Below are 26,164 nucleotides of genomic sequence, written 5' to 3'. Positions count from 1 at the left end.
CTCCTGGAGCCATTTGTAATGGATCTGTGCTATGAATCATCGTTTTACTAATTTGGGTTCAAAGCCTACACGAAGCACATCCCCCAAAACATTAAAGCTCAACACAGTCAGTAAAATAAGTAGACCCGGGAATAATGCCATATATGGGGCCTGTGCAATATATCCTTGGGCATTATTCAGCATACTGCCCCACGTAGCATTCGGCAGCTGAACACCAAAGCCGAGGAAGCTCAGTGACGATTCCATCATAATCGCTGAAGCGATATTGTTCGTCGCCCCTACGATAATTACCGGAATCAGATTCGGTACGATGTGCTTCATAATAATACCAAACGTACTTTGTCCCGAAGCTTTGGCGTATAGTACATACTCCCGTTCGCGCAACGTCATTGTCTCTGCACGAACCACCCGGGCAATGTTCATCCACATGAGCAGGGCGATAATGACAATGATATTGCCGACGCCCGGCTTCAAAAACACACTCAGCAGCAAAATAACCAAGAAAGACGGAATCGACATGATCAGCTCCAAAACCCGCATAAGCAGATTGTCGATCCATCCTCCAAAATATCCGCTCACAATACCTACCACTGCACCGATACTGGTCGCAATAATCATGGACGCAAAGCCTACCAGCAATGATACACGTCCACCGTACAGTGCTCTTGTAAAATAGTCCCGCCCATAATCATCCGTCCCAAACCAGTGTGCCGCTCCCGGCGGTTGGAGACGCTCTAGCACGTTCAACTTATTTGGGTCCTGCGGCGATAAAAATGCGAAAATCGCCCCCAGCGAGAATACGATCAATAGTATGAGGGCGACGGCGCCCATTTTGCTCGTCATCAGCTCGATCCCGATGTTGCGCCATTTGCTCCGATTCATGAATTCACCTCGTTGATTTAATTCTCGGGTCCGCAATGCTGTATAAGATATCTGCAAGCAGATTACCCAGGATCAGCAGCAGAGCGGAAAATAAAGTAATCCCCATGATGACGGGATAATCCATCCCTTTCACCGCCGTCATACCCAGCGAGCCAATGCCCGGCCAGGAAAATACTGTCTCCGTCACAATGGCTCCAGCCACCAGGTCCGCAACCGACATTCCGAGCAGCGTAATGATGGGCAATAGCACATGCTTGAGCACATGTCGAAACAAAACCAGTCTTTTTCCAGACCCGAACGCGTATTGAATCTGCACATACTCTTCCTTGAGCTGCGTAATCGTGCTGGAACGGATGTACCTCACATACACAGACAGAAAGCCGAAAGCCAGTACAAAACACGGTAAAATTCCATGCTTAATCACATCCAGCACCGAGTCCGTACCGATGGTACGCATCCCTGTACTCGGAAGCCAGTGCAGATAAATCGCAAACAAATAAATAAGTAAAATACCGAGCCAAAACAGCGGAACAGAAATCCCGATGTACGACATCAGATTAATGAGCTTGTCGATCCAGCGATTCCGATTAGCCGCAGCCGTCAAACCGAGTGGAATTGCAATCAGCACAGCCAGTATGATAGATGCGCCCATTAACCCGGCTGTAGCCGGTAGACGATCGAGAATCTGATCCAGCACAGGCTGGTGATTAATTAGCGAGTAGCCGAGATCACCCGTTAGGCTCTTTTTAAGCCATAATATGTACTGCACATAAGCGGGCTGGTCCAGCCCCAAGCTATGCCTCATTCGTTCAATGTCTTCCAGATGCATATTCGGTGTAACAAAAGAGAGAACCGGATCACCTGGAGCCAGCTTGATCAAGCCGAAGCAGACGATGGACACAAAAAATAGCATCGGTATAACTTGCAGCAACCTTCTGGCGATGAGTTGTCTCATACGTTTCCCTTCCCCTTGCTGTTTTCGAAAAAAATAAGCTGGTTAGCCCAGCTTATTTTTGAAAACCCTGTCTTATTTGTGATAAATTTTGGACAAATCCTCGAAAATCACGACCGGCTTCAACACAGCCTGATCAATACCGCCATACTGCTTGTCGAAGGCTACAATAGTCTTGGTGTAAGCAATCGGGTAGATGACAGCATCCTCAGCCAGCAGCTCTTGTACCTTTTTATAAATTTCTCCACGTTTAGTCGTATCCGACTCACCCGCGCCCTCTTCCAGCAGCTTATCCACTTCTTTATTTGAATAATGCGAATAATTGGAGGACGATCCGGTGCTATACAAAATACGATACGCATCAGGGTCATACCCCATGATATAGCCGCTGATCGCCAGATCGAAGTCCTTGGCATTCGTATCGACGAACTTTTGCGACCATGCCGAGGAATCCATGCTGTTCACGTCCAGCTGAACGCCTATGTCCTTTAACTTCTGCTGGATATAGAGCGCTTGTGCTTCCTGTACCTTGTTGCCGCCCGGAATGATAATGCGCAGCTTCAGTCCTTCAGCTCCAGCCGATTTCAGCAGCTCCTTCGCCTTGTTCACATCATTATTGAAAAATGCAACGTCGTTCGTGTGATACAGTACATCCTGTGTCAGAGCAGATTTCGCAGTATCTGCATAATCCTTGGAGCCATAGGATACCTGAATCAATTCATCCTGATTCAATGCATAAGAAAGCGCCTGACGCACTTCTTTTTTGTTCAACTGCTTCGTATCACTGTTTTCATTAAACATCAGATAAGCCAAGCGACCTTCGCTGTAAGGGAAAATGTCAAACTTATCTGTTGCCTTAATGGTCTCTACATTTTGTGGATCGAGATAGTTTACATTGATCTCACCATTTTGAAGGGCCAAATTCGCAGCATTCGAATCTTTAACAATCCGGTATGTTACTGAATCCAGATGCGGCTTGCCGCCAACATAGTTATCGAACCGTTCGAGTGTAACGTACTCACCAGTTTTGTACTCTTTAAATTTGAAAGGACCTGATCCAATCGGAGAGTTGTTTTTCGTGCTTTTCTCAATATCCGCTTCATTCTCGAAAATGTGCTTCGGAATCGGGGATACCTGTACCAGTGCTGCCTCAAAAGCAGGAGCTGGCTGAGGAAGCTTAAAATCGACCGTTGTATCATCAACCTTGCTCGCCTGTACCGGTTTGCCATTAACCATAAAATTACTTCTCAAAAAGCTGTGCTGCTTCTCGTCCAAAATTTTGTTAATGGTGAAAACGACATCGTCAGCTGTCAGCTTCTCGCCATCATGCCAAGTCAGATCTTTTTTCAGTTTTAGTGTATAAGTCAGCTTGTCTGCTGAAGGAGTCAGACTGTCTGCCAAATAAAATGTCTTTTTGCCATTGTTCACTTGAAACAATGGTGCGAATATCGCCTGGTCTATCGTCAGACTTACCCGGTCACCCGCATAGTTCGGATTCAGCACCACCGGATCAGCTTGTACGCCAATGATCAGGCTGCCGCCATCTTTAGGCTGTCCGTTATCAGCTGTTGTGGTAGCTGTACCGGGCGTATTCCCATTCGTCTCAGACGTAGATCCAGAATTCCCGCCGGAGCATGCACTTACAACCAACATTAATACAATTAATACCAATACACCAGTCAAATTACGACGCATCGCTCTAGCCCCCGTGTCCTCTTAGTATGTAATAAATTTATTATAAATCGGAATAGTCGGATTTACAATCGATCAAAAACTGTTTATTCCCCTTGTCATTAGCATTCCAGACATTATGTGATCGAATCTAGAAAAAAACACCCGGTAAGGGTGTCTTCAGAGTATCCACAAACTGATCAGTGCCAGGATGGCAGGCAGGCCTTGCTTTAATAAAATAGACTTATTAGCAGTTAATGCACCATACAACGCAGCCACTACCACACAAATGACAAAGAATAATTGGATTTGCCGCCCGATCACAGTATCCGGATAGAACAAGCCCCACACCAATCCGGCTGCCAAAAAGCCGTTGTACAGCCCCTGATTTGCAGCCAAGGATTTGCTTGCTTCCGCCAGCTCCTTCGAGGTGCCGAACGTACGCATCGCCCGCGGAGTCGTCCACAGAAACATTTCCAATATTAGAATGTACACATGCTCCAGAGCTACAATTCCGACCAATATTGAACTAAGTAAGCTCAAGTATATTCCTCTTTTCCACATAAAGTTACTATGAGGTGATTTTTAGATCTATTCTCGAAAAGTATAGTTCATCTTCCAAAAACAGTAAAGAGACCGAGCCTAAGGCCCGGCCTCATTTCTACATGAAGCCTTACATCGTTCTTGCAAAATCCAACAAAGATTTGGACATGCTGTTAATCTCGTCCGTAGATGCATTCACTTGCTGCGTTAGCGCGGCTTGTGTCTGTGTCAGCGTAGACATATTACCGATATTGTGCAAAATCCGCTCGATGAGTGTCTTCATTTCGTCCAGACTAGTCTCGATATTTCCGGTCGCATCAGCACTGTGAATGGCAAGTTTTCTCACTTCATCTGCGACTACCGCAAAACCCCGCCCCTGCTCGCCCGCACGCGATGCTTCAATGGCAGCATTCAGACCCAGCAGATTTGTTTGATTCGCAATCTCTTTAATGAAGTTGGAAATGTTTTGGGTTTCTTCTGCACTGACTTTGGCTTGATTCGCTGCCTCTGTCGATTGCTCCTGAGCCGTTGCCAGCTCCTGCGCCTGGTTACTAACCGAGTTAACGCCGTTCACCATTTCCGTAATGGAATCGGAGAGATGCTGGATTTTGAGCGTAAGCTCATCCGCGACAGCCTGCTTTTCCTTTTCCACTGTGATATCACGAATGGTCCCGGCAATACGAATAGGCACTCCCTTGCTATTGCGTATGCTTCTTCCACTGTTTTGATACCAGCGATATTCGCCATTTTTACTTTGCAAGCGACACACCATGTCATATGGCGTACGATCTGAATAGTCATTTAAATGATCAACTACAGCCTTAAACGCATGCTCGGCATCGTCAGGATGTATACGCGAACTCCAACTGCTTAGTACACTCGGGAAGTCCTGCTCATCCTTAAAGCCCAAGGTGTGGCGGAATTGCTGGGACCACCAAAATATATTATCCGGGTTCTCAATGTCTCCATCAGCCAGAATGACATCATATGGAGCCTCCACCAAAACACGATTGATGAGATCATATCTTGTAACTAGAGCCTGCAACTCCTCGGACTTAATCTTCTGGTCGTGCACATCCAATAGAGCACCCGCAATTCGAAGCGGCACTCCCTGCTGATCGCGGATCGTCGTTCCGGTAGCCCGGAACCAGCGGTATTCTCCATGCTTCAGCTTCAAACGATACTGTACGTCATAAGGAGTCTTTCCCGTAAAATCCAGCAAATGATCTGACAAAGCCGCCAATGACCTGTCATGATCTTCGGGGTGCAACCGGGATGCCCAGCTGTTTAATACATTGGGGAAGTCCTTTTCGCTCTGATACCCCAGCATAGCACGAAATTCTTCTGACCATGTGAACGTATTACTTGGATTGACGGGATCACCCGCAACCACCTCCATGTCCCATAAGCCAATCTCTATAGCCTTGGTAACAAGCTTCAGACGGATGTCAACATGTTGAGCATCCTTTTTCATGGACTCAAGCGCTTGGTTGACATTGTTTGCGATTTCTTGAACCTCGGAAGATTTGGTTGAAACTTGTATTGCGGCGGAATAATCCTTCTGCTGTATTCTTTGTGAAAGTTTGCGGCTTTCTTCTACTAAAGGAGCAAGTGAGTCGGTCTCATTTTTTTTAAAAAACATATATGCTCTTCCCTTCTAAGCCAATATATAAAACGATATAGTTTAATATCGGAATTTTATTAAGAATCATTATAAATAAATCTAAAATTGCATAGGTAATAAGAATCATTTTTATGTCCATATACCTATATATTCATACAAAAAACATCGAAAAATGTCGAAAAAGGAAAGGTCTTAATAAGTCTGGAAACGAAAAGAGCACCTTCGCAATACTTCACAAAGGTGCTCTTTCTGTCAACTATTCAGTTCGTCGCATCTTATTTAATTGAAGCAACGTATTCTTCGCCCTTTTCTTTATCATATTGGCCTTCCCATTTGGACATGACCACAGCGGCAAGCGAGTTGCCTAATACATTGACTACCGTACGCGCCATATCCAGAATGCGATCAATACCAGCGATAAAAGCCAAACCTTCCAGCGGGAGATTCACTGCTCCAAGTGTAGCAAGCAAAACGACAAAGGAAGCACCCGGCACCCCTGCAATACCTTTGGATGAAATAATCAAAACTAGCACCAGCGTGATTTGTGTCGTGATTGGCAGGTCAATACCATACATTTGGGCAATAAAAATCGCAGCCAGTGCCTGATACAGGGTGGAACCGTCCAGATTAAAAGAATACCCTATCGGAATGACAAAGGAAGTAATTCCTTTAGGACATCCGAACTTCTCCATCTTCTCCATGATCTTAGGCAGAACACTTTCCGAACTGGCCGTCGAATATGCAAGCAACAGCTCACTTTTCAAAATTTTAATCATGGTCCAGAGTCGGGTACCGCAAAGCTTGGCAATTATTCCAAAAACAATCACAATGAACAGCGCCATGGAGCCGTACACCGACAAAACAAGCTTCAATAATGGCCATAACGAGGCCAATCCAAACTTGGCCACTGTCGTTCCAATAAGTGCGAATACTCCGAACGGAGCCAGGCGCATGACCTGATTGGTTACCCAGAACATGGCGTCGGCTACGCCTTCAAAGAAATTCAGCACGGGCTTGCCCTTGTCACCAATCGCCGCTACCCCTAGTCCAAACAGTACGGAGAAGAATATAATAGCCAGCATATCTCCCTCGCCCAGAGCTTGAATAATATTGGTAGGAACAATATGCACAATCGTATCTATAAAGCTATGGCCTGACTTCTCTGCAGTCTCCACATAGGAATGAATATCACTCTTGGCCAGGTGGGACATATCCACGCCGTCACCCGGTCGAACCAAGTTGGCAACAAGCAGTCCGAAAAGGATGGCGATTGTCGTTACAATCTCAAAGTACAGAATAGACTTGCCGCCAAGTTTACCTAGTTTTTTCATGTCTCCCACGCCGGCAACGCCGATAATGAGCGTCGAGATCACAATAGGCACGACAATCATCTTGATCAAGCGGATGAAAATATCGCCGATTGGCTTTAAGTAGACTTCCACCCCTGAATTGCCGTAAAATAAGGCACCAATAATAATACCTAAAGCCAGACCGATAAAGATTTGCATCGTCAAATTAATCTTTTTCACTTCGTGTCCCCCCTGGCTGATTTGTATATTTTTGCAGTATGCTGTTCTTAATATTCAAATGATGTTATTTATACTACAATCTGATCTATAAAAAACGACAATTATCTACAGCCACATTTATTTTTTTCTATAAATTCACAAACTTTAACGGCGAGCCTGTGAATTTAGCTCACATTGCCTTTCTGATTGAATACCCAGGAGGTGAATATGGATGAAGTTGAATACGCTCCTTTTCCTGCTCATGCTTGTATTTGTACCGCTCGCAGGTGAGCTGAATATTCACCCGTTCGCTAATACATTCCGTCTCAGCTTTGGTACGCCTGTATTTTTTTTCTTTCTGTTATCTATTCGTCATATTCCGCCTGCATTATCGGGAGTGCTTGCAGGGATAGCTGTAGTGGCCTTTCGCATCTTACTCAATCATTACACTCAGCCCGGTCTTCCCTTCGAAGAGTTGTTGACACTACATGGCCCTACCTTTTTTTATTACATGGTCTACGGTCTGCTCTTCCAGGTCCTTAACATTAATGCTGAGCCTTACCGCGCACTCCGCGTGGGCATCCTCTCTGTAGGGATTGAGGTTGCCGCAAGTGTGTCGGAACTTAGCGTCCGGTGGAGCATGGACGGCGATTTCTGGGACATCATTAAGATCAGCAAAGTAGCTTTCATGGCTATGATCCGCAGCTTCTTCGTGCTTGGGTTTTATAATATGATTCGGTTAAATCAATCGGTTCAGCATGAAGAGGCACAAAGGCAGCAGACAGAGCGAATTTTACTCCTTGTATCGGACTTGTATGAGGAGTCGGTCCAGTTAGGCAAAACACTATCACATGCAGAACAAATCACTCGTGAAAGCTACGAGCTGTACCGTGAGCTACAGCAGGATGAATCTCTGAAGGATAGAGAACATTACGCCAGACAGGCACTTCGTATTTCCGGACAGGTTCACGAGATCAAAAAAGACAGCCAGCGGATTTTTGCTGGTTTGTCCAAGCTGATTGATGCCGAAAGCGGAGTCCATTACATGGCTTCTCAAGAGCTTGGGGAGCTAATCATCCGAACGAACAGCAAATATGCGCAATCGCTGGACAAGTCTATTCGTTTTACCCTAGATGTCGATCCTTTGTTACCCAAGCTGCATGTTTATACCGTTTTGACACTTATTAATAACCTGACAGCCAATGCGGTTGAAGCAATGAAGGACAACGGAAGGATCGACGTTTCCATTCGTTGTCTCCCGGGAAAAGAGGATATAGCTTCCTTTAGTGTTACCGACAACGGTCCGGGTATTCCTCAGCGGAAACGGGAAACGGTCTTCACACCGGGGTATACGACCAAGTATGATGAGGAAGGACAGCCGTCGACCGGTATGGGATTGTTTTATGTGCGTGAGGTCGCGGAGAGCCTTGAAGGAACGATTGAACTGCAACAGGATGAAGAAGAGAATACAGATAGATTACAGACCACTTTTAGAATTACATTGCCTTTACGGAAACTGACGGAGAAAGGAAGATAGCCCGGATGCGTTTTTATATTGTGGATGACGATCAGGGAATTCGTTCTATGCTGGCAGATATTATTGAAGACGAAGGTCTAGGGGAAGTCATCGGGGAAGCAGAGGATGGTACCTACGTGAATAGCGGCCTCCTGGAGTTGAACCGGATTGATGTATTGCTGATTGACCTGCTGATGCCGCTTCGTGACGGCATTCAGACCGTGCGTGCACTCGGCGATCAATTCAGCGGCAAAATCATTATGATTTCTCGCATCGAATCCAAAAACATGATCGGCGAGGCGTACTCGCTCGGTATTGAATATTATGTGGCCAAGCCTTTGAATCGACTGGAGATTATTGCAGTTATTCATAAGGTGGCTGAGCGTCTGCGCATGCAGCAATCGATTACGGATATCCAGCGCACGCTTCAAGGGTTGTCGATGTTCACATCGAATAACCCAACGGCAACAATTGAACCGACCCGAAACATCGTAACTTCCGGGCAGTTTCTGCTCTCTGAAATGGGGATGATCGGGGAAGCCGGGAGTATGGATCTACTGGACATGCTGGAATTTCTGGACCAGTATGAGGAGGAAACAGGCAATCTATCTCCCTATCTGTTCCCGCCGTTGAAGGATATATTTGCCAATGTGGCGTCCAAACGGTTGGGGGCTTCAGCCTCAGCAGTAGAGCTGAGTAAGGAAATCAAAGCATCGGAGCAACGTGTCCGCCGCGCTATTTTCCAGACGCTAAGCCATATAGTATCGCTCGGATTGACCGACTATACGCATCCTAAATTTGAAAATTATGCATCCAAATTTTTTGATTTTACAGAAATCCGCAAAAAAATGCTGGAGCTGCAAAACAATGTGGAGCCTTCACTGTCCCAAGCCCGCATTAATACGAAAAAGTTCGTACAGGTGCTCTATATGGAAGCAAAACGGCTATTACACTAAGCATTTTGCATAAATCCCAAGAGTATTCACAAATCAGCAATATATAGATCGGAACGGGTTAGTCCGTCTAAATATTGTACCTTCGAGCGTTGGGAATCGAATTATGCAAACTGCTGACATTAAAAGAAAAGCACCTGCATCTCCCCATGTATCTATTACTCGGAGATAAAACAGGTGCCCATCGTTGATGATTCGATATCCCTTTAGTCCAGACTCTTGTCCTGCCACTCCATAGCTTCCAAGAGATCTACACCATCGGACAGCAGACGTTTCAAGACATTCAGTTCTTCCGAGCTATAACGATTTAAAAATTCAAATAACTGCTGCTGTACCTTAACATGCAGTCGTTCATGCACAAGAAAGAGTCTTTTCCCCAACGGGGTTAACCGAAAATAAATTTCTTTCTTGTTGTCGTTAAGCTGGGTTCTGCGAATCCAGCCTTCCTTGATCAGCTTGGTGCTGACTTTCGAAACTGTACCCTTGCTCAGCTCAATTCGATCCGCTAATGTCGTAACATTAATCGGCTCATGCCTCCCGATACAGTCAATGACGTGCACATCCGTCAGATTGAGCGAAGCAATTCCATCAAAATGCTCGTGGATTTCTTCGAGAATAGTCATGCTCTCTCTCTGCTGATGCTGCTCCAGCTGGTGATTCATCTTAATGAGCAAATCATAAACATGCTGAACTGATGTCGCTTTCTCCATACGAACAAATGGTCACTCCTTTGGCATACTCCTCCTTTCATTATAGCCCATTTTTGTTTCATAGAAAACAATATATGTATACGGAAAGCTCCCCTTTAACATTTCCGTATATATACAAAATATATCTAGTGTAGATACTTTGTTTCCCTTGAAACAATTTTATTTTAGTGAAATTGAGAATGATTATCAACCCTTTTTTAAAAGTTATTTCTGTTTCACTCCAAACTAAGTAGGTATTTTCATTTTGAAAAATATAATTGTATAATCGTAAAATGAGAATAAGCTAGAAACAAGTTCTCCATAGAAGGGATGATGATACATGTCGGATGCAAACCAATTATTCGGTCAAGCACTGGTTAAATCACTGGTCGGGGAACGTGGACATATTCGAGTAGCTCGGGCTTTACCAGACATCGACGTCGAGCTGGCAGGGAAGAAAAATGCAGAAATGCCTTACAGCATTTACCAACTGCTGAAGCATATGATTTACTGGCAGCAATTTATGTTGGAGCATTTGGAAGGACGGAAGCCCCAGCTTCCGGGGAATGTCATGGAAAGCTGGCCCGAAGAGACTGGACCGCAAAGCGAAGAGGCATGGCAGGCTGTTATTAATGAATTTTTACAGGGCGTGGATCAGGCTGTGCAGATTGCCGAAACCGCGCAACTGGATGATTCACTAGCTCATTTCCCAGGTGAAACGAAAGCAGGACTTCTGCGGAATATCGCTTCCCACAATTCATATCATTTGGGTGAAATCGTACTGCTACGCCGGATTTATGGAGCTTGGCCACCACCAGGAGGCGGCTTTCCCGCTTAAGGCAACACCACGCTCTAATCAAGATTTCCCCCATCCGCTGCTTCATACCTCCATCATTGCATTGGGATTTAGGCACCACGAGGAACTCGCTTGCGTACCCTATATGGGGACCCGCTAACTCGACCTGAAGCCGTTTATCCGTAATCAGGTGCAATCCGAATAACGGTTCCCATGATGCAAGATCAAAGAGAGGTTTCGAGGTTATGGTGAGACACTTATATTTAAATCGTAATATCGCCTGTATGATCGTGATCAGCCTTATTGCTAACATGAGTGGGAGTATGATCCTTCCACTCTTTGCTATTTATGTAGAGCAATTCGGGATATCTACACTCGGCATGAGTATTTTATTTTCTCTGTTTTATGTGGGAAGATTTCTTGGTGGAGGCATGGCAGGACGAATTTATGAAAAGATTGGCGCAAAACGCTTGGGGTTGAGCCTACTCATTGCCGAAATCGCTTGTATGCTCCTGTTTCCGATTGCAACAAGCTTCATCATTCTATCCATACTGAGACTCCTCCAAGGCTTGGTAGCTATAGGGCTAACCGTCTTTGTAAGAGTCACGATCAACCATATGAGCACCGCAGAGAATCGAGGCACACTCAATGGATATATCAGCAGCAGTGAAGGTGCCGGTATGATTTTAGGGCCTCTTATGAGTGGAGCTATTGTTTCTTATTTTTCTTTATCCATTCCGTTTTATTTCGTTGCTATTTTCTCATGTATATCCTTCGTTGCCGTTTCAAGTGTTTGGTTAAAATAAAGTATTAGACTGGAGCCGTTGATTTAACGCGGATTTTGAATTAAAGAATCGTCAGCTTTTGAAAAATAAGTTATAGACTGATCCATTTAATGAAGCAGCGGCAGACCAAGACTTGAAAAATAAAGTCTTAGACTGCCGCTGTTGTCATTAAACTAACGTTCGCTGTTAGTTTAATATTCCATATACGAAAAATGATTCTCCAAGAATACCGGTTTTTAATTCTTCGATGCAGGGCGTCCAAGACGCTCAGAGAAGGCAGCCATAAATTTACGTGTGACAAAGCGGGCGCTGTTGGCGATCCAGTAATTGCCGATACCGTCTATCACATAGCTGCGATTCTTCTCAAGTCCACGAAAGGCGGTCCTTACAACAGACTGAGGAGTACCCGTAACGCTTACCGGCAAATTCGTAGAATCGACCGTATCGAAAAATCCTGTTTTGGTCGCTCCCGGACACAGCGCCAGAACACGTACTCCCAAGTGCCGGTTCTCAGCCCAGAGCGATTCCGAGAAGGATAGCACAAACGCTTTCGTAGCGGCGTAAGCTCCCATATAAGGGAATGGATAAAAAGCTAAAAAAGAAGAAACATTAACAATAATTCCATCCTTCTGTTGCTGCATGTAGGGTAAAAACTGAGCAGTCATATCCATGAGTGAGGTGATATTCAGATCAACCATTTCCCGATAACGATCCATGGAGGTTTCTTCAAACCGACCGTCCGTGCCGAATCCTGCATTGTTAATCAAAATGTTCACCTTCAGCCCAAGCGCCTTAACTTGTTCTGCCAGTTCTCCAGCAGCCCCCAGCTTAGAAAGATCACTGACTAGAGCATAGGTATTTACACCATAGGCAGCTTTCAAATCCTCTGCGAGAACCTCCAGTTTATCCTTTGAGCGTGCAACCACAATGACATGGCTGCCTCTTGCGGCAAGCTCTCTTGCGTATGCTTCTCCTATGCCGGATGAAGCACCTGTAACAAGTGCGACTTTGCCTTTATAATTGACCATTGATATGACCTCCTGATTTATAAATAGTTGTATGAACATTGCGAATTGGTTGTGGAAAATATTTTCTAATATCACAATAAGGGTTGAAGGTGTAGTTGTCAATAATTTTAGAATTACCATTCTATTTTATGTGTTTGGTCTTATAATACAATAAAAATTACTGAATTATTACTAAATTTGATGGAACTATAATTCCAATATTGACATTGTGATGTTACAAAACTATAATCAACTAGAAATTATTTTCCGTAAAGGGAGGGGTAAACATGGGTAAGCGAGAGGATATTAGGGTTGCAACGCTGGACTTGATCATTGAAGAGGGCATACAGTCCGTTACTTTTCCGAAAATCTTCAAACGAGCCAATGTCGGCTCCAGCACCTTCTATAATTATTATAATAACAAAGAAGAGCTGGTTAATGAGCTTTATAAAAGTGTACTCATCCACATGGGAGAGGTGATCATGACCGGCTATGATCCTAATCTTACTATCTATGAACGAACCAAAAGCATTCTGAGACACATGGTGGATTACGGGCTGAACTTCCCCAAAGAAATTCTGTTTCTGGAAGGATACAGCGATTCCCCTTACATCGACGAAGAAGTGAGAAATATGATGAATCCTGCGATGATTGAGATTTTTGCTGTTATCGAAGAAGGTCAGAAGCAGGGCATCATCAGCGAAATGAATCCAATGTTTTGCTGTCATCTCATCAAAGGCATGGTCGCTACTTCGATAAGGGGATATTTGGGAGGGAAATATCCTTTTGGCGAGGAGCAGATTCGGCAGACATTGGATGCGTGTTGGAGAGCCATTAAGGTGTAGGTCAGCAGACCTCTGGAAAACTTTGTTCTTCCAAAGGCAAGTGGACAACGGAAGGCTATTTAAAAAGGGAGAAATAAGTAAAGCAATCACCTCCGGAACTATTTTTGGTTTCGGGGGTTGGTTTTTTAGTAACCGTTGCACTATACGCCGATGAAGTTCACAAGTAAATGTTCTACTTTTTGTTATCCCCCCAATGCAAAAAGGATTTCCGTGTATAGACGTAGTAAAACATGGACTTGTGTGCGTTAAACTACCCGTTAGTTTAACGCCATCGCCAGTCTAATACTTTATTTTCCCGGTCTACAACTATATTTTCCGAGTCTAATACTTTATTTTTCGGTCTTATGGTTTATTTTCTTTTAACATCAAGAATGACTTTCCTCCGTTCTCCTTTAAGGCCACAAGAACAGCATTCGTCCCCTCTGAAACCCAAAGGAAAAACCATGTTAACGAAACAGTTACTAGTCTATTCTACCGTTCATTTTCTTGAAATGAGCGCATTTGCTATATTTTTAACGTACTTCTCTGTATATGCAACCTACAAGCTCCATTGGAGCCCCGCAGAAATTAGCTTAGCTTTTACAATTATCGGCATATCGACCTTCATATCAGCACCCTTTATTGGCAAAATATCTGATCTGCTTAAGGATCGCTTGATGCTTTGTATCATCGGTCTATTGTTGATCATGGTGGAAATCATCTTATTTCTTTGGTTTACAGAACCATGGATCGTATACTTAGCGATGTTCATCGGAGGTATAGGAGGAGCTGGCTATCCGGATTCCTTTTACTCGCAACTAGGGGATGTTATTCCTGAAGAAGGCAGAAGCTCATTTATCGGCAACGTCGTATCTTTTTCCGAATTGGGGGCGATTGTATCTCCGATCATCGCAGGCGCACTTATGCAACGTTTTAACATAAATGCCCCTTTTTATTACAATATAATATTGGTGCTTATGGCTATCGTTATCCAATACTTCATTCGGTTAAAGTCGAAATTTATAAGAAAAAGGCCCTTACATTGAGGATAGAATTTGCTTTTTAGAACTTATTATAGACATTCTATTTTTCATCAAATACTTCTTTTAAAATATTCAAGGCCTTTTTATGGCTCTGTTCGTCTTGTTTTAGGAGTAAGGCGTTTATCGCTAATATGAACTCATTTTCTTGCTTCTTTCCTAAGCTCATAAAATCAAAGAATTCAATATTAAGAGCATTTGTTATCTTTGTGATGGTTTCGATTGTCACGTTGCTTTCGCCACGCTCAACCCGACCAACATAGGAGAAAGACGTTCCAATCTCGTCTGCAAGTTCTTGTTGCGTTAAGCCTTGGCTTTTCCTCAATTCTCTTACAATAATACCTATTCGCTCAGCAATGGTTTGCGTCATTTTAATTATCTACTCCTCTTATTTAGAAGTCTAGACAAAAGGAAAGATATATTGGAGCCACTAAAAGATTCAAAATATTTTATTATTGTCCTTAAAAGGCTTGTGAGATATACTGTAAATATATTCAAGGAAAACATAGTTCTTTAATTTAGATAGCTCTATAGCCGAATAACTTTGCGTAAAGGCAATCAAAAAAATAACAATATTTAGTATATTATCGGTAAAAAGGAGAACATTTTTATATCATATCAACTAGAGACTCCGTTAAAGTGTAGTGAATCTATCTTATGGAGGCGTTAGTATTGGAACAACAAATTCACCCAAATGAGGAAATTTATCTTTTGTCGGAGAAAAACCATTCTTTAGATAAGGCCTTTGAGTTGTTTCGATTATGCTATAGACAGAGTAATTGGGATGAGGCAAATCGAATAGCTGATTATATACACATCACTGCTGATCGCATGTATAAAAGCAGACAGAAATGGGGCAATATTGTTTCGCTTAATCAGCCACTAAAACGTCCGCTTGTATTTTATTTTGGCTATAGCTATTTGGCTAAATCTGTAGTCTTCCAGAGACAAGGTCTTTTCGAACAGGCAAGAGGATATGTAGCCCAATATGCTGATTTAGGGTGGTATAAAGAACCTACTAAAGAGGATATGGAGGAAGTTGAACGTTTTAAGGTTTTTGCCAAAGCTAATCTTTATGCAATAGATTTGCTATCAGGCAATAAAGAAATATTAAGTGAGTACAAGGAGTTTATTAAGGATAACGATGAAGAAACGCTTCCCGGACTAATTAATATCCTTGAGGCTGCAAATCTGAATGAATGGAATATAGATGAATTACTTTATGAGCATACTCAACAGTTTGAAATATTCGCCAGTTTTGAAGACATCGGAAATCGTGTGTACTATGCAAAATTATTAAATCAACTCGCCATATATAATCTGAATTATTTACGATATAGTGCTGCTATAGATTACATTCTTGAATTTATGAGAATGGCAGTTACAATTAATTTACATAAAGAACTTATTACGACTATTTCCATGTTCGATGCCATACGATCACATGCAACAAGTGAACAACAATTGAAGTATCAAAATATTTTACAAGGAGTGCTTTTAAGTGAGAAAAACATTAGTAATTACATTCATGTTAATAACATGTCTTAGTATTGTAATTCCTTTCTCTCCTTCATCAATTGCAACGATTAGTCCCAATCATCATGGTGTAAACGGCTAATACATCACTAATATTCAAGAAAAAGGCCAATTGCATAAGCAAATGGCCTCCTTTTTCATCACAGCTCCAACTCAACTGCAACCCCAAAATGATCCGATACAACTGGTCCAGTTTTCCCGTTCAGTACAACGGTTGAGGATTGTACCTGTGCAGCCTTATTGGAGAAGATAAAGTCAATGCGGAGCGGCTCCGCATTACTTTCCCAGCCAGCAATAGCTTTAATCACCGTGTGGCCATCATCACGTACTGCTGCATTCGGATAGGTGTCCGACCAGCCGGATTGCAGTACATAGTCATATCCTTCTCCGCGCACTTCAGCCGCGTTGTTGAAATCACCCATCATAAACACAGGAGTCGGAGCAAAAGAATTTAGCACTTTGGTTGTACGATCCCATAGTCCACGGAAGGATTCTTCATCATTCCACCAGTTATAATGTCCACTTACAAACCAGGCCTGTACTCCGTCCACCACAGTTTGAATGCCGACAATTTTACGCGAGCGGTAGTTGTCATAATCCTGTAGCGAGGAAACATATTCGTTCACCGTAGCTGTAATCGGTGTTTTGGACAGAATCGCCAAACCCTCGTCGTATTTGGCAAAACCAACATGCGCGGGAGCCCACGTCCAATGATAGGCGTTGGACAATAGCCCGTTCAGCACATAAGCATAGTTATCACGCTTAATGACAACTTCAGGATCTGCGCTATAGTAAGCGCCCAAATCGTCCGGCGACAAAGGAGTCTCTTCCATGGACTGGTTCACTTCCTGCAAAGCAATGACATCAAACTGCTGTTCATCAATAAAAGCAGCCAGTTGCTTTAGCTTATCGTGCTGGTTTTCTTCCATCCAAGCATGTGCATTTAAGGTTAACAACTTCAAAGTAATCACCTGTTGAGTATGTCTTGTATATCTGATTTAAGCACATCAGCCTTCGGTCCGTAAACTGCCTGCACCCCATTATCTACTTTTATCAAGCCCAAGGCACCCAGCGCTTTCCACGTCTTTTCGTCCCCAACGGCATCTGTATCCTTCACCGTCACACGCAGACGGGTCATGCAAGCGTCCACCTCGACAATGTTCTGCTCACCCCCAAGCGTCTTGATGATATCCGTAGCCAGTTGATTTTGAGTGGAAACAGCTGCCACACCATCTGTCTTCGTATTCCCCACCTCGGAAGTGCCCTGAGGCTCCTCATCCGTATAGTTCCCCAGTCTTCCCGGCGTAGCCATTTTGAATTTACCGATCATAAAATAAGCGATAAAGTAGGTTGCTACCGCAAACACCACACAAGTCAGCACGAAGTTAATAATATCCTGCACCAAACCCGCATTTATAGACAACGGTAATCGGGTCAGCAGTTCAATCATACCAAACGAATGTAAACGCAAATGTATGATGTCGGCCATTCCGAACGCAATACCGGTAAGAACAGCATAAACCACATACAGCACAGGTGCTACGAACATAAACATGAATTCCAGTGGCTCCGTTACCCCTGTTAAAAAGACAGCTGCGGCTGCCGAAAAGATCATCGACTTGTACTTGCTGCGTTTATCTTTGTCTACACGGCGATACATAGCCACCGCTAGTCCCATAAGGATTCCTGCTCCACCGATCATTTGTCCTACCTTGAAGCGGGCAGGCGTCACGCCTTCCAACAAGCTATTGTAGGCTGTCGGATCGGTACCACGAAGCGCACTCAGGTCACTTGCCCAAGCCAGCCACAGCGGGTCTTGCCCGGCAACGACGCTTCCTGCCCCGGAACCCGTAAGTGTCGTGTAAACGCCACCAAGTTGAGTATAGTTAATAGGAACAGTCAGCATATGGTGAAGTCCAAAAGGAATCAGTAGTCTTTCCAGTGTACCATAGACAAATGGCGCTACAAAAGGAGCCGACTCTCCCGAAGTCGCCAACCAAATACCGAACTGATTAATCCCCCCCTGAACAAATGGCCAGATGGCAGACATGATCAAACTTACGATGACAGACCATAAAATCACAACAAAAGGAACAAAACGTTTACCGTTAAAAAAGGCTAAAGCGTCTGGCAGCTTGCGGTAATTGTAGTACTTGTTAAATACCACGGCCCCGACAAATCCGGAGATGATACCGACAAACACACCCATATTAAGTGCAGGCGCCCCTAAGATAGAGGTAAAATAGCCACTAACCGGAATGGATGCACCAAAAAGAGTGTGGGTGGTGGCACCTTCCTGGGTTAGCATTTTCGAGGACACACCCAAAATCGTTCCTGTTGAAATATTAATGAGAATAAAGGCAATTAAGGCAGCAAAAGCCCCGCCCGCTCGTTCCTTAGCCCAGGAACCACCAATCGCCACTGCAAATAGAATGTGTAAATTATTGATAATACCCCAACCCAAATTCTCCATGACCCCGCCGACAGTCAACCAGAAATGGATATCGCCAGCCAACATCGCCACTACTTTACCGAGCGAAATCATAATCCCTGCTGCCGGCATGACAGCAACAACCACTAGCAGTGCTTTCCCGAGCTTTTGCCAAAAATCAAATGATAGAAGTTTTTTCATGCTCCTTCAATCTCCATCCCTTATAGTATGTACAGCGTTGTTCGTACCCTATAAACATTATGCAATCGGTTGCACAATTATTATAATGATATCGCTTTCTATTGGCAATACCCTAATTGTAAATATCTTGGTTAATGATGATGTAAAAACTCGAAAAAGCCGCGAATTTGTTGATTTTCGAGCAATATCGTATGATAGAACATAATATTTCCTGCTTGAGATAGCAAAAGGAGACGAAGACGATGGCAGTAACCATCAAAGATGTCGCAAAACGTGCTAATGTTGCTACTTCCACCGTATCCCGTGTCATTCAAGACAGCCCCAAAATCAGCGAAGCCACCAAGGCACGTGTCCGTAAAGAAATGAAGGCGCTTGGCTATGAACCCAACTATTCAGCTCAGAGTCTAGCTAACCGTGTCACACAGTCGATTGGCATTATTATGCCTGAATCGGATGTGGCAATCTTTCAAAATCCCTTCTTTCCGGAAAGCCTTCGCGGGATCAGCGAATGGGTGAATGAGCACAACTATACACTGTCCATTGTCACAGGAAAAACGAGTGATGAATTGCTATCCCGCGTGAAGCTGATGAGCCGGACCGGACGTGTTGACGGCTATATTGTTCTGTACTCCAAGCAAAAAGATAGCATCGTGGAGTATCTTCATCAAGAAAAAATACCTTACACCGTAATCGGTAAGCCTCAGCAATTTGTCAGTGAAACTACCCATGTAGACAACGATAACTACCAGGCTGCTAAGGATGTGGTCACTTATTTGACTGGGCTGAATCATCAGCGCATTGCTTATGTTGGCGGTGATCATGAACAGATCGTGAATATTGAAAGACTCCGAGGCTACCAGGATGCGCTGCGAGAGGCGGGCTTGCCTCTACCCAAGGAATACGTGGTCAGGGAGCCATTTAATCTGGAGGACATGCGCACATTATTGCAGGCTACACCGCCGCCTACCGCGATGATCGTTAGCGACGACCTTGTAGCCATGGCAGTACAGAAAATGCTCTCTCAGCTCGGCGTGTCCATGCCAGAGCAGTTATCCATGGTGAGCTTCAATAATCTAATGCTGGCTGAGCTGATGAATCCCCCTCTCACTTCCGTGGATATTGATATCTTCACTCTAGGTTATCAGGCAGCCAAAAGCCTGATTGAAAAAATCGAAGACCCCAAAGAGTTGACCAAACACATCATTGTTCCCCACCGAATTGTGGAACGCGAGTCCAGCCAGGTACTATGATTCTCTGAGGAATGAACAAGAACTGATTTTGTGGAAACCCATAAAATCAGTTTTTTTGCGTTGACAGGGCAAACGGTTGCACTATATACTGAACTCGCTCATATACTGGTTTCGTTAAAACAACGATCTCATTTTCCGAGAGGGGTACACAATCATGGTTTACAACCGATTATTTGACGTAGATAGCTGGAAGCTGACAACACACACTCTACATAGCACACACATGCGATTACAGGAAAGCATAACGTCCATAGGCAACGGTTATATGGGCATGCGCGGCAATTTTGAAGAAGCTTATTCAGGTGATCATCATCAGGGAACTTATATCTCCGGTGTATGGTTCCCCGACAAAACCAAGGTCGGCTGGTGGAAAAACGGCTATCCTGAATATTTTGGCAAGGTCATCAATGCCATGAACTTCATCGGCATCAGTCTGATCGTAAACCAAGAGGAAGTAGACTTATTTACGGCACACATCAGCGATTTTGTGCAGGAATTGGACATGAAACAGGGCATCCTGCGACGCACCTGCACCGTGAACGACCAGGTTCGTATCACTACGGAGCGTTTTCTGAGCCTCACCACTCGTGAGCTATGCCTGATTGATTACCAAGCAACGAATATAAGCGAGCAGCCTCTAACCATAGAGCTTGTCCCCTATTTGGACGGCAATACGAAGAATGAAGACACGAACTATGATGAGGTTTTTTGGTTGGAGGAGGCCCGAGAGGTTCAAGAACAATTCATCAGCCTGTCCACAACAACTATAGATAATCCCTTCGGTATTCCGCGCTTTACCGTAAACGCTACCATGGGTATTGTGACCGAGGGACAGGAGCAGCAGACGACGGAAGAGAGCTTTTTGTACGCTGCACGCCACTATCAATACAGCGTCGCTCCGGGCGACAGTATCCAGCTGCAAAAGATTGTGGCTGTTACCACCTCACGGGATATGGAAAAGGATGCACTGATTCCACAAGCTGAACGCATCGCCGTGGAGGCTGTGAACAAAGGCTACACTTCGCTCAAGCAGGAGCATGTCGCAGCTTGGGCCAGACGTTGGGACAAAGCCGATGTAGAAATCGAGGGAGATACAGAGGCCCAACAGGGAATACGCTTTAACATTTTTCAGCTGTTCTCTACGTACTACGGCGAAGATGCCCGTCTGAACATTGGTCCCAAAGGCTTTACAGGTGAAAAATATGGCGGTGCCACCTATTGGGACACAGAAGCATATGCCGTACCTATGTACCTGGCGCTCGCAGACCCGGATGTAACCCGAAATCTGCTGCTGTACCGCTACCAACAACTTGAGGGTGCCAAGCATAACGCAGCCCAGCAAGGGCTACGGGGTGCACTATACCCTATGGTCACTTTTACAGGTGTGGAGTGCCATAACGAATGGGAGATTACCTTTGAGGAAATTCACCGTAACGGAGCCATCGCGTATGCCATTTACAACTACACCAACTATACGGGCGACCTGAGCTATTTACGGGAATATGGAATAGATGTACTGGTCGAAATTAGCCGCTTCTGGGCCGACCGGGTTCATTTTTCCAAAAGCCAGCAGCAGTATATGATCCACGGGGTTACCGGGCCGAACGAATACGAAAATAACGTCAATAACAACTGGTATACCAACACGCTGGCTGCATGGGTTTTGAAATATACATTATCGGTCTTACCTCAAATTTCAGCAGAAAAATCGGAGCATCTAGCAGTTACGGCTGATGAGCTTGCACATTGGCAGGATATCATCACTCACATGTATTATCCCTATGATGAGGAGCGGGAAGTCTTCGTACAGCACGATACCTTTATGGATAAGGATTTGCAGCCTGTATCCTCCCTTGATCCCAGCAACCTTCCACTAAATCAGAAATGGTCATGGGATAAAATCCTTCGTTCCTGCTTCATTAAGCAGGCAGATGTGCTACAAGGGCTGTATTTCTTTGGAGACCAGTTCACGCTGGAGGAAAAAGCACGCAATTTTGCATTTTACGAGCCAATGACTGTTCATGAATCCAGTCTGTCCCCGTCCATTCACGCCGTGCTGGCTGCCGAACTCAAAATGGAGGAAAAGGCAGTCGAGATGTATAAGCGGACGGCCCGTCTGGATCTGGATAACTACAATAACGATACCGAAGACGGACTTCATATCACTTCCATGACAGGAAGCTGGCTGGCGATTGTACAGGGTTTTGCCGGGATGAGAACGTATCGTGAAACATTAAGCTTCTCCCCCTTCCTGCCACAGGGCTGGAACAAATATACGTTTAAAATCAACTATCGCGGTCGCTTGTTAAGTATTCTCGTACAGGAAAATGAAGTAATCATTACCCTGTTGGACGGAGAACCGCTGACGCTGGAGCTGTATGGAGAGCCAACGCACATTACCAGTGGGCAGTCGTTAATGACGAACAGCGTTTCATAAATCGGGCAGACAGGGGGAAACCAAATGAAAGCAGTCATTTTTGATCTGGACGGAGTCATTACAGATACCGCAGAATATCATTTTCAGGCATGGGGCAGCTTGGCGGCAGCGCTGAGCATCCCTTTTGATCGGGAATTTAATGAACAGTTAAAAGGAATCAGCCGTACGGAATCGCTCGACAAAATACTGGCGCGCGGTAACCTGTCCGATAAGTTTTCAGAAGAAGGCAAGCAAGAACTGGCCACACGGAAAAATACGGAGTATCAGCGGCTCATCTCAGCTGTAACGCCCTCGGACATTCTTCCAGGCATTAAAGCGCTACTGACAGAACTTCGTGAAGCCCGAATCGGCATCGCGCTGGCCTCTGCAAGCAAAAATGCAACGTTTATCCTGGAGCGGCTGGAGCTAGCCTACTATTTTGACAGTGTGGTGGATGTTACCGCCATTCGGCATGGCAAGCCTGACCCGGAAATTTTCCTCACCGGAGCCGCAAATCTAGGCGTTCAGCCTGCCGAATGTATCGGTATAGAGGACGCACAGGCTGGCATACAGGCGATCAAGGGTGCCGGGATGTTTGCGGTCGGTGTAGGAACACCTTCGCAAATGCAAGGTGCGGATATCGTGGTAGCCACTACTGCCGAGCTTTCTCTGAGCATGTTGGAGTCACATTTTATCAGAGGATGAAAAAGCAAAAAAAGATTATAAGGATCATAAAGACCGACTCTTAATGAATCGGTCTTTTTTGTCTGCTCCAAAAACCAGATGAGATCCGCCGCTAGGTCACCGTCTATTTTCTGTCTGTAAAGGTATACTTCTTTTTAACAAACAATTAATGGTTGCTTGGTGAAGATGAATAGCAAATATCATTTTTCTTCAGTAGCATCACTATATTGGAGTTTAATTGACAAAAGTGTGTCAGTAGCTATTTGTATATTTCTTCAGAAATAATATCGCCTGTTAAAAATTGATTGGTAATGTTGTAATAGCCCGTCAGGCTAACTGCATCGGGATTAATTTGTAAATCAACTTGCCAGATTTCAACTCCATTTTTGATGGAATTTTGAACGGTTTGCATAACATAACCGCTGTGTTTCCCAGAATTCCCAACTTTGAATCCATTGTTTTCATAAACTAAACAAACAATCAAAATCGCACGTTCATTTATAGATAAACTTCCACTGAGTTCACCCATGTGCTTGATAAAACGTTCAAAAGAATTAAATTCAGCGTTTTTTTTGATTACAATATGATCGCCCATCTCGACATGTAAAGTGGTTAATGGCGTTTTGACCTCTACATAAGTTTGATCCACCAGAAAATCCAGTTTTGAATTACCAAGCTTCGTTTCCCGGATGACTGTCTGGAAATCGCCAATCATATCTTTAAATTGACCACTTGTGATGAAATGTTCGATATACCGATTGGCCGCATTTTGGTTAATCCCAATCCATGACTTCGATTCAACGGATGGTAGATCCAGTGAAATGGCTTCAATGGTGAACTGTGTTTTTCTTTTAGGGTCATTACTACGCGAAACAAGACATGGGATATCATGAAAGACAATGTTTCCTATACTGCCTGTAGCAGGACAATGGCAATCGTGTAGCTCCCCATCCAGTTCAACCATCATAACAAATCGATTTTTCTTTTTTCGAATTACACCCTCAAGAAGAGGAGAAGCAAAATGAAAATGACTGCTTATATTCTCCATTACAGTTAAGCTCCTTCATTTCAGCGATTTTGGATCGTCTACAGAAACCACATGGAACTGTGTACCCCTCATAAAACTATACTGCTCGTCTCCTGACAACAGTGTGTCAGGAGGGTGATGGTAGGACGTATTTTCCGGCGGTGAGGACTGCACTATTCTTACCTTTGATGTTCAATACCGTTTTAATTATCTTTCCGTTTAAAAAGCGCGGGGCAATAATAATCTAGGATGATAACCGGGAATCATTACTTTCTATAGACCAAATTCTGATGGAGAGAACACTACTGACATACAAGTGTCAGTAGTGTTTTTTTATAGTGATTAAAAACAATTAGGTTTATAAATACAACTGAAACACAGGAGGGATGGAAATTGAATAAAACCGAACGGCAATTAGCGATTTTATTGGAGCTACAGCGTAGGAAGGTTCTAAAGGGAGAAGAACTAGCGGAGAAGTTAGAAACCAGTGTACGTACGATTTATCGAGACATTCAGGCTCTTAGTGAATCTGGCGTTCCGATTATCGGTGCACCTGGACACGGCTACTCTTTAATTGAAGGGTATTTCCTACCCCCGATTAGCTTTACGGTGGAGGAAGCGGTCTCCCTTTTACTTGGAGCCGAATTCATTGAACAGCGATTTGATAATCAATATAGTCAAAGTGCTCAGTCCTCTCGGGGAAAAATTGAAGTGATCTTACCTGACCCCATTCGTCATGAAACTGATCGAATCCGCAGTGGTATTCGTTTTCGACTTCAATCTGAAGACCCTGAATTAGGTGAAAGGGAAAAATCCAATATAAAAACGATTCGTATTGCCATGATGGAGGGAAAGAAAATACATTTCAAATATACGAAGCGAATATCGGAATCGGAGAATAGTCGTGAAACGATACGAACAGCCGCACCTTTAGGATTAGTTCTTGTGCAAGGAGGGTGGCTGCTTGTGGCTCAGTGTGATCTCAGAGGAGAGCATCGACATTTTAAAATATCTCGCATGAGTGATGTGAGTACAATGATCGAAAGTTTCGAATTACCTCGGGACTTCAATTTGCATACGTATCGTCCGGCAGATGATCGACATGTAACCATTCGAACCGTATTTAAGCCCGAGGTTGCAGATAAAGTCGATGAATCAAAAATATATTTTATGGAACATGCTGAGCTTCTTCCGAGTGGCTATTATGTAGACTTCCGTGTTCGATATGCTGAGGAATTATTGCATTGGATTTTGAGCTGGGGATCTAATGTTAAAGTATTGAAACCTGAATCCTTTCGAAGTCGTGTCAAAAAAGAAGTGGAAAGTATGTTGAAGAACTACTGACAAACTGTTGTCAGTAGAAGGCTTGTATATTGTAATTATTCCAACTGAAAGCGAGGTATTCAACATGAATACAAATGAAAACAACAATGCACTGGTGATCGCAAAAGCTTATTTTGAAGCGATGGCAAATAAAGATATCGAAAAGCTGATGACGCTGGTTTCGGACAAAGTCACTACGACCTCTCCCTTAGGTAACCTTGAAGGTAGAGAATCATTCCAAAATTTTGCAGAAGGATTTGCCCGGATGATTAACAAGCTAACACTCATTACAGCATTTGGAGATAATAAGGAGGCTGTGATCGTATATCATTCCAACACTATTCCAGTTCCGGATGCAACGGTTGCCGAATACATCGTCGTAGAGGATAACAAGATTTCCTCCGTTCAAGTGATCTACGATGGAACACCTTTTGCTGCTTACGCTGCAACTCAATCCAAACACTAAACCATTGGATCTATATAAATAATAAGCTTTGATACTTGAA

General features: G+C 44.0%; 23 protein-coding genes and 1 pseudogene. 12 read left to right on the top strand and 12 right to left on the bottom strand.

Annotation, left to right across the window (positions count from 1 at the left end; genetic code table 11):
- Nucleotides 1-36: 36 nt before the first annotated feature.
- The 6 genes from ACUUJN_RS01425 to ACUUJN_RS01400 form a co-directional block, all read right to left on the bottom strand.
- Nucleotides 37-882 carry an ABC transporter permease gene (locus ACUUJN_RS01425; RefSeq protein ID WP_013308329.1) on the bottom strand — a complete coding sequence of 282 codons (846 nt, stop codon included), beginning with the start codon at nucleotides 880-882 and terminating at the stop codon, nucleotides 37-39.
- Between the two features lie 4 nt (nucleotides 883-886).
- Nucleotides 887-1,837: an ABC transporter permease gene (locus ACUUJN_RS01420; RefSeq protein WP_023986565.1), complete on the bottom strand. Its 951-nt coding sequence runs from the start codon at nucleotides 1,835-1,837 to the stop codon at nucleotides 887-889.
- Nucleotides 1,838-1,909: 72 nt separating this feature from the next.
- The gene (locus tag ACUUJN_RS01415) at nucleotides 1,910-3,529 is read right to left on the bottom strand and encodes an ABC transporter substrate-binding protein (protein ID WP_028541924.1); all 1,620 of its coding nucleotides are present in this window, start codon (nucleotides 3,527-3,529) and stop codon (nucleotides 1,910-1,912) included.
- Between the two features lie 156 nt (nucleotides 3,530-3,685).
- Nucleotides 3,686-4,048, bottom strand: a complete 363-nt coding sequence (locus ACUUJN_RS01410) for a DUF1304 domain-containing protein (RefSeq protein ID WP_023986563.1) — start codon at nucleotides 4,046-4,048, stop codon at nucleotides 3,686-3,688.
- Nucleotides 4,049-4,178: 130 nt separating this feature from the next.
- The gene (locus tag ACUUJN_RS01405) at nucleotides 4,179-5,690 is read right to left on the bottom strand and encodes a methyl-accepting chemotaxis protein (RefSeq protein ID WP_071559475.1); all 1,512 of its coding nucleotides are present in this window, start codon (nucleotides 5,688-5,690) and stop codon (nucleotides 4,179-4,181) included.
- A 257-nt stretch (nucleotides 5,691-5,947) separates the two neighbouring features.
- Nucleotides 5,948-7,201: a cation:dicarboxylate symporter family transporter gene (locus ACUUJN_RS01400; RefSeq protein WP_023986561.1), complete on the bottom strand. Its 1,254-nt coding sequence runs from the start codon at nucleotides 7,199-7,201 to the stop codon at nucleotides 5,948-5,950.
- A gap of 211 nt (nucleotides 7,202-7,412) precedes the next feature.
- Here ACUUJN_RS01400 and ACUUJN_RS01395 point away from each other — a divergent pair, with 211 nt between their 5' ends.
- On the top strand, nucleotides 7,413-8,717 hold the full coding sequence (locus tag ACUUJN_RS01395; protein WP_076159906.1) for a sensor histidine kinase: 1,305 nt from the start codon (nucleotides 7,413-7,415) through the stop codon (nucleotides 8,715-8,717).
- Between the two features lie 5 nt (nucleotides 8,718-8,722).
- The gene (locus ACUUJN_RS01390; protein ID WP_023986559.1) at nucleotides 8,723-9,652 is read left to right on the top strand and encodes a response regulator; all 930 of its coding nucleotides are present in this window, start codon (nucleotides 8,723-8,725) and stop codon (nucleotides 9,650-9,652) included.
- Between the two features lie 203 nt (nucleotides 9,653-9,855).
- On the opposite strand, the gene ACUUJN_RS01385 is transcribed toward ACUUJN_RS01390, so the two are convergent.
- The gene (locus tag ACUUJN_RS01385; protein ID WP_028541919.1) at nucleotides 9,856-10,359 is read right to left on the bottom strand and encodes a MarR family transcriptional regulator; all 504 of its coding nucleotides are present in this window, start codon (nucleotides 10,357-10,359) and stop codon (nucleotides 9,856-9,858) included.
- Between the two features lie 319 nt (nucleotides 10,360-10,678).
- On the opposite strand from ACUUJN_RS01385, the gene ACUUJN_RS01380 reads away from it, so the two are divergent.
- Entirely contained in the window at nucleotides 10,679-11,176 is a 498-nt protein-coding gene (locus ACUUJN_RS01380) for a DinB family protein (protein ID WP_023986557.1), read from the top strand.
- A gap of 203 nt (nucleotides 11,177-11,379) precedes the next feature.
- Nucleotides 11,380-11,922, top strand: a pseudogene (locus ACUUJN_RS01375) (MFS transporter); the annotation flags it as partial.
- 233 nt (nucleotides 11,923-12,155) lie between these two features.
- On the opposite strand, the gene ACUUJN_RS01370 reads toward ACUUJN_RS01375, so the two are convergent.
- The gene (locus ACUUJN_RS01370; RefSeq protein WP_484669190.1) at nucleotides 12,156-12,947 is read right to left on the bottom strand and encodes an SDR family NAD(P)-dependent oxidoreductase; all 792 of its coding nucleotides are present in this window, start codon (nucleotides 12,945-12,947) and stop codon (nucleotides 12,156-12,158) included.
- 266 nt (nucleotides 12,948-13,213) lie between these two features.
- Here ACUUJN_RS01370 and ACUUJN_RS01365 point away from each other — a divergent pair, with 266 nt between their 5' ends.
- Together ACUUJN_RS01365 and ACUUJN_RS01360 are read left to right on the top strand one after the other, a co-directional pair.
- Nucleotides 13,214-13,771, top strand: coding sequence for a TetR/AcrR family transcriptional regulator (locus tag ACUUJN_RS01365; RefSeq protein WP_484669189.1), 558 nt, complete (start codon nucleotides 13,214-13,216; stop codon nucleotides 13,769-13,771).
- 443 nt (nucleotides 13,772-14,214) lie between these two features.
- Entirely contained in the window at nucleotides 14,215-14,796 is a 582-nt protein-coding gene (locus ACUUJN_RS01360) for an MFS transporter (RefSeq protein ID WP_484669188.1), read from the top strand.
- A 37-nt stretch (nucleotides 14,797-14,833) separates the two neighbouring features.
- Here ACUUJN_RS01360 and ACUUJN_RS01355 read toward each other — a convergent pair whose 3' ends face one another.
- Nucleotides 14,834-15,160: a helix-turn-helix domain-containing protein gene (locus tag ACUUJN_RS01355; protein ID WP_484669187.1), complete on the bottom strand. Its 327-nt coding sequence runs from the start codon at nucleotides 15,158-15,160 to the stop codon at nucleotides 14,834-14,836.
- Between the two features lie 302 nt (nucleotides 15,161-15,462).
- Between ACUUJN_RS01355 and ACUUJN_RS01350 the strand changes: the two genes are divergently transcribed.
- Nucleotides 15,463-16,338: a DNA-binding protein gene (locus ACUUJN_RS01350; protein ID WP_484669186.1), complete on the top strand. Its 876-nt coding sequence runs from the start codon at nucleotides 15,463-15,465 to the stop codon at nucleotides 16,336-16,338.
- 128 nt (nucleotides 16,339-16,466) lie between these two features.
- Here ACUUJN_RS01350 and ACUUJN_RS01345 read toward each other — a convergent pair whose 3' ends face one another.
- Both ACUUJN_RS01345 and ACUUJN_RS01340 read right to left on the bottom strand, forming a co-directional pair.
- Nucleotides 16,467-17,288: an endonuclease/exonuclease/phosphatase family protein gene (locus ACUUJN_RS01345; RefSeq protein ID WP_069080533.1), complete on the bottom strand. Its 822-nt coding sequence runs from the start codon at nucleotides 17,286-17,288 to the stop codon at nucleotides 16,467-16,469.
- A 5-nt stretch (nucleotides 17,289-17,293) separates the two neighbouring features.
- On the bottom strand, nucleotides 17,294-18,958 hold the full coding sequence (locus ACUUJN_RS01340; RefSeq protein WP_484669185.1) for a PTS transporter subunit IIBC: 1,665 nt from the start codon (nucleotides 18,956-18,958) through the stop codon (nucleotides 17,294-17,296).
- A gap of 242 nt (nucleotides 18,959-19,200) precedes the next feature.
- Here ACUUJN_RS01340 and ACUUJN_RS01335 point away from each other — a divergent pair, with 242 nt between their 5' ends.
- The 3 genes from ACUUJN_RS01335 to pgmB all read left to right on the top strand — a co-directional run bounded on the left by ACUUJN_RS01335 (nucleotide 19,201) and on the right by pgmB (nucleotide 23,329).
- Entirely contained in the window at nucleotides 19,201-20,208 is a 1,008-nt protein-coding gene (locus ACUUJN_RS01335) for a LacI family DNA-binding transcriptional regulator (protein ID WP_023986553.1), read from the top strand.
- A gap of 154 nt (nucleotides 20,209-20,362) precedes the next feature.
- A complete protein-coding gene (locus tag ACUUJN_RS01330; protein ID WP_053324414.1) occupies nucleotides 20,363-22,645 on the top strand; it encodes a glycoside hydrolase family 65 protein in 2,283 nt (760 codons plus the stop codon).
- A 24-nt stretch (nucleotides 22,646-22,669) separates the two neighbouring features.
- Nucleotides 22,670-23,329 (top strand): beta-phosphoglucomutase, encoded by a 660-nt coding sequence (gene pgmB / locus ACUUJN_RS01325; RefSeq protein WP_028541913.1) that lies wholly within the window; start codon nucleotides 22,670-22,672, stop codon nucleotides 23,327-23,329.
- 238 nt (nucleotides 23,330-23,567) lie between these two features.
- Here pgmB and ACUUJN_RS01320 read toward each other — a convergent pair whose 3' ends face one another.
- On the bottom strand, nucleotides 23,568-24,356 hold the full coding sequence (locus ACUUJN_RS01320) for a DNA/RNA nuclease SfsA (protein ID WP_023986550.1): 789 nt from the start codon (nucleotides 24,354-24,356) through the stop codon (nucleotides 23,568-23,570).
- A 372-nt stretch (nucleotides 24,357-24,728) separates the two neighbouring features.
- Here ACUUJN_RS01320 and ACUUJN_RS01315 point away from each other — a divergent pair, with 372 nt between their 5' ends.
- Nucleotides 24,729-25,679: a helix-turn-helix transcriptional regulator gene (locus tag ACUUJN_RS01315; RefSeq protein WP_028541912.1), complete on the top strand. Its 951-nt coding sequence runs from the start codon at nucleotides 24,729-24,731 to the stop codon at nucleotides 25,677-25,679.
- A 64-nt stretch (nucleotides 25,680-25,743) separates the two neighbouring features.
- On the top strand, nucleotides 25,744-26,124 hold the full coding sequence (locus ACUUJN_RS01310; RefSeq protein WP_028541911.1) for a nuclear transport factor 2 family protein: 381 nt from the start codon (nucleotides 25,744-25,746) through the stop codon (nucleotides 26,122-26,124).
- The last annotated feature ends 40 nt before the right edge of the window (nucleotides 26,125-26,164 follow it).

This window comes from Paenibacillus sp. LRG-1, assembly GCF_057220305.1.
The sequence above is the reverse complement of the archived record's forward strand: the minus strand, read 5'-3'. Positions and strand labels throughout refer to the sequence as shown.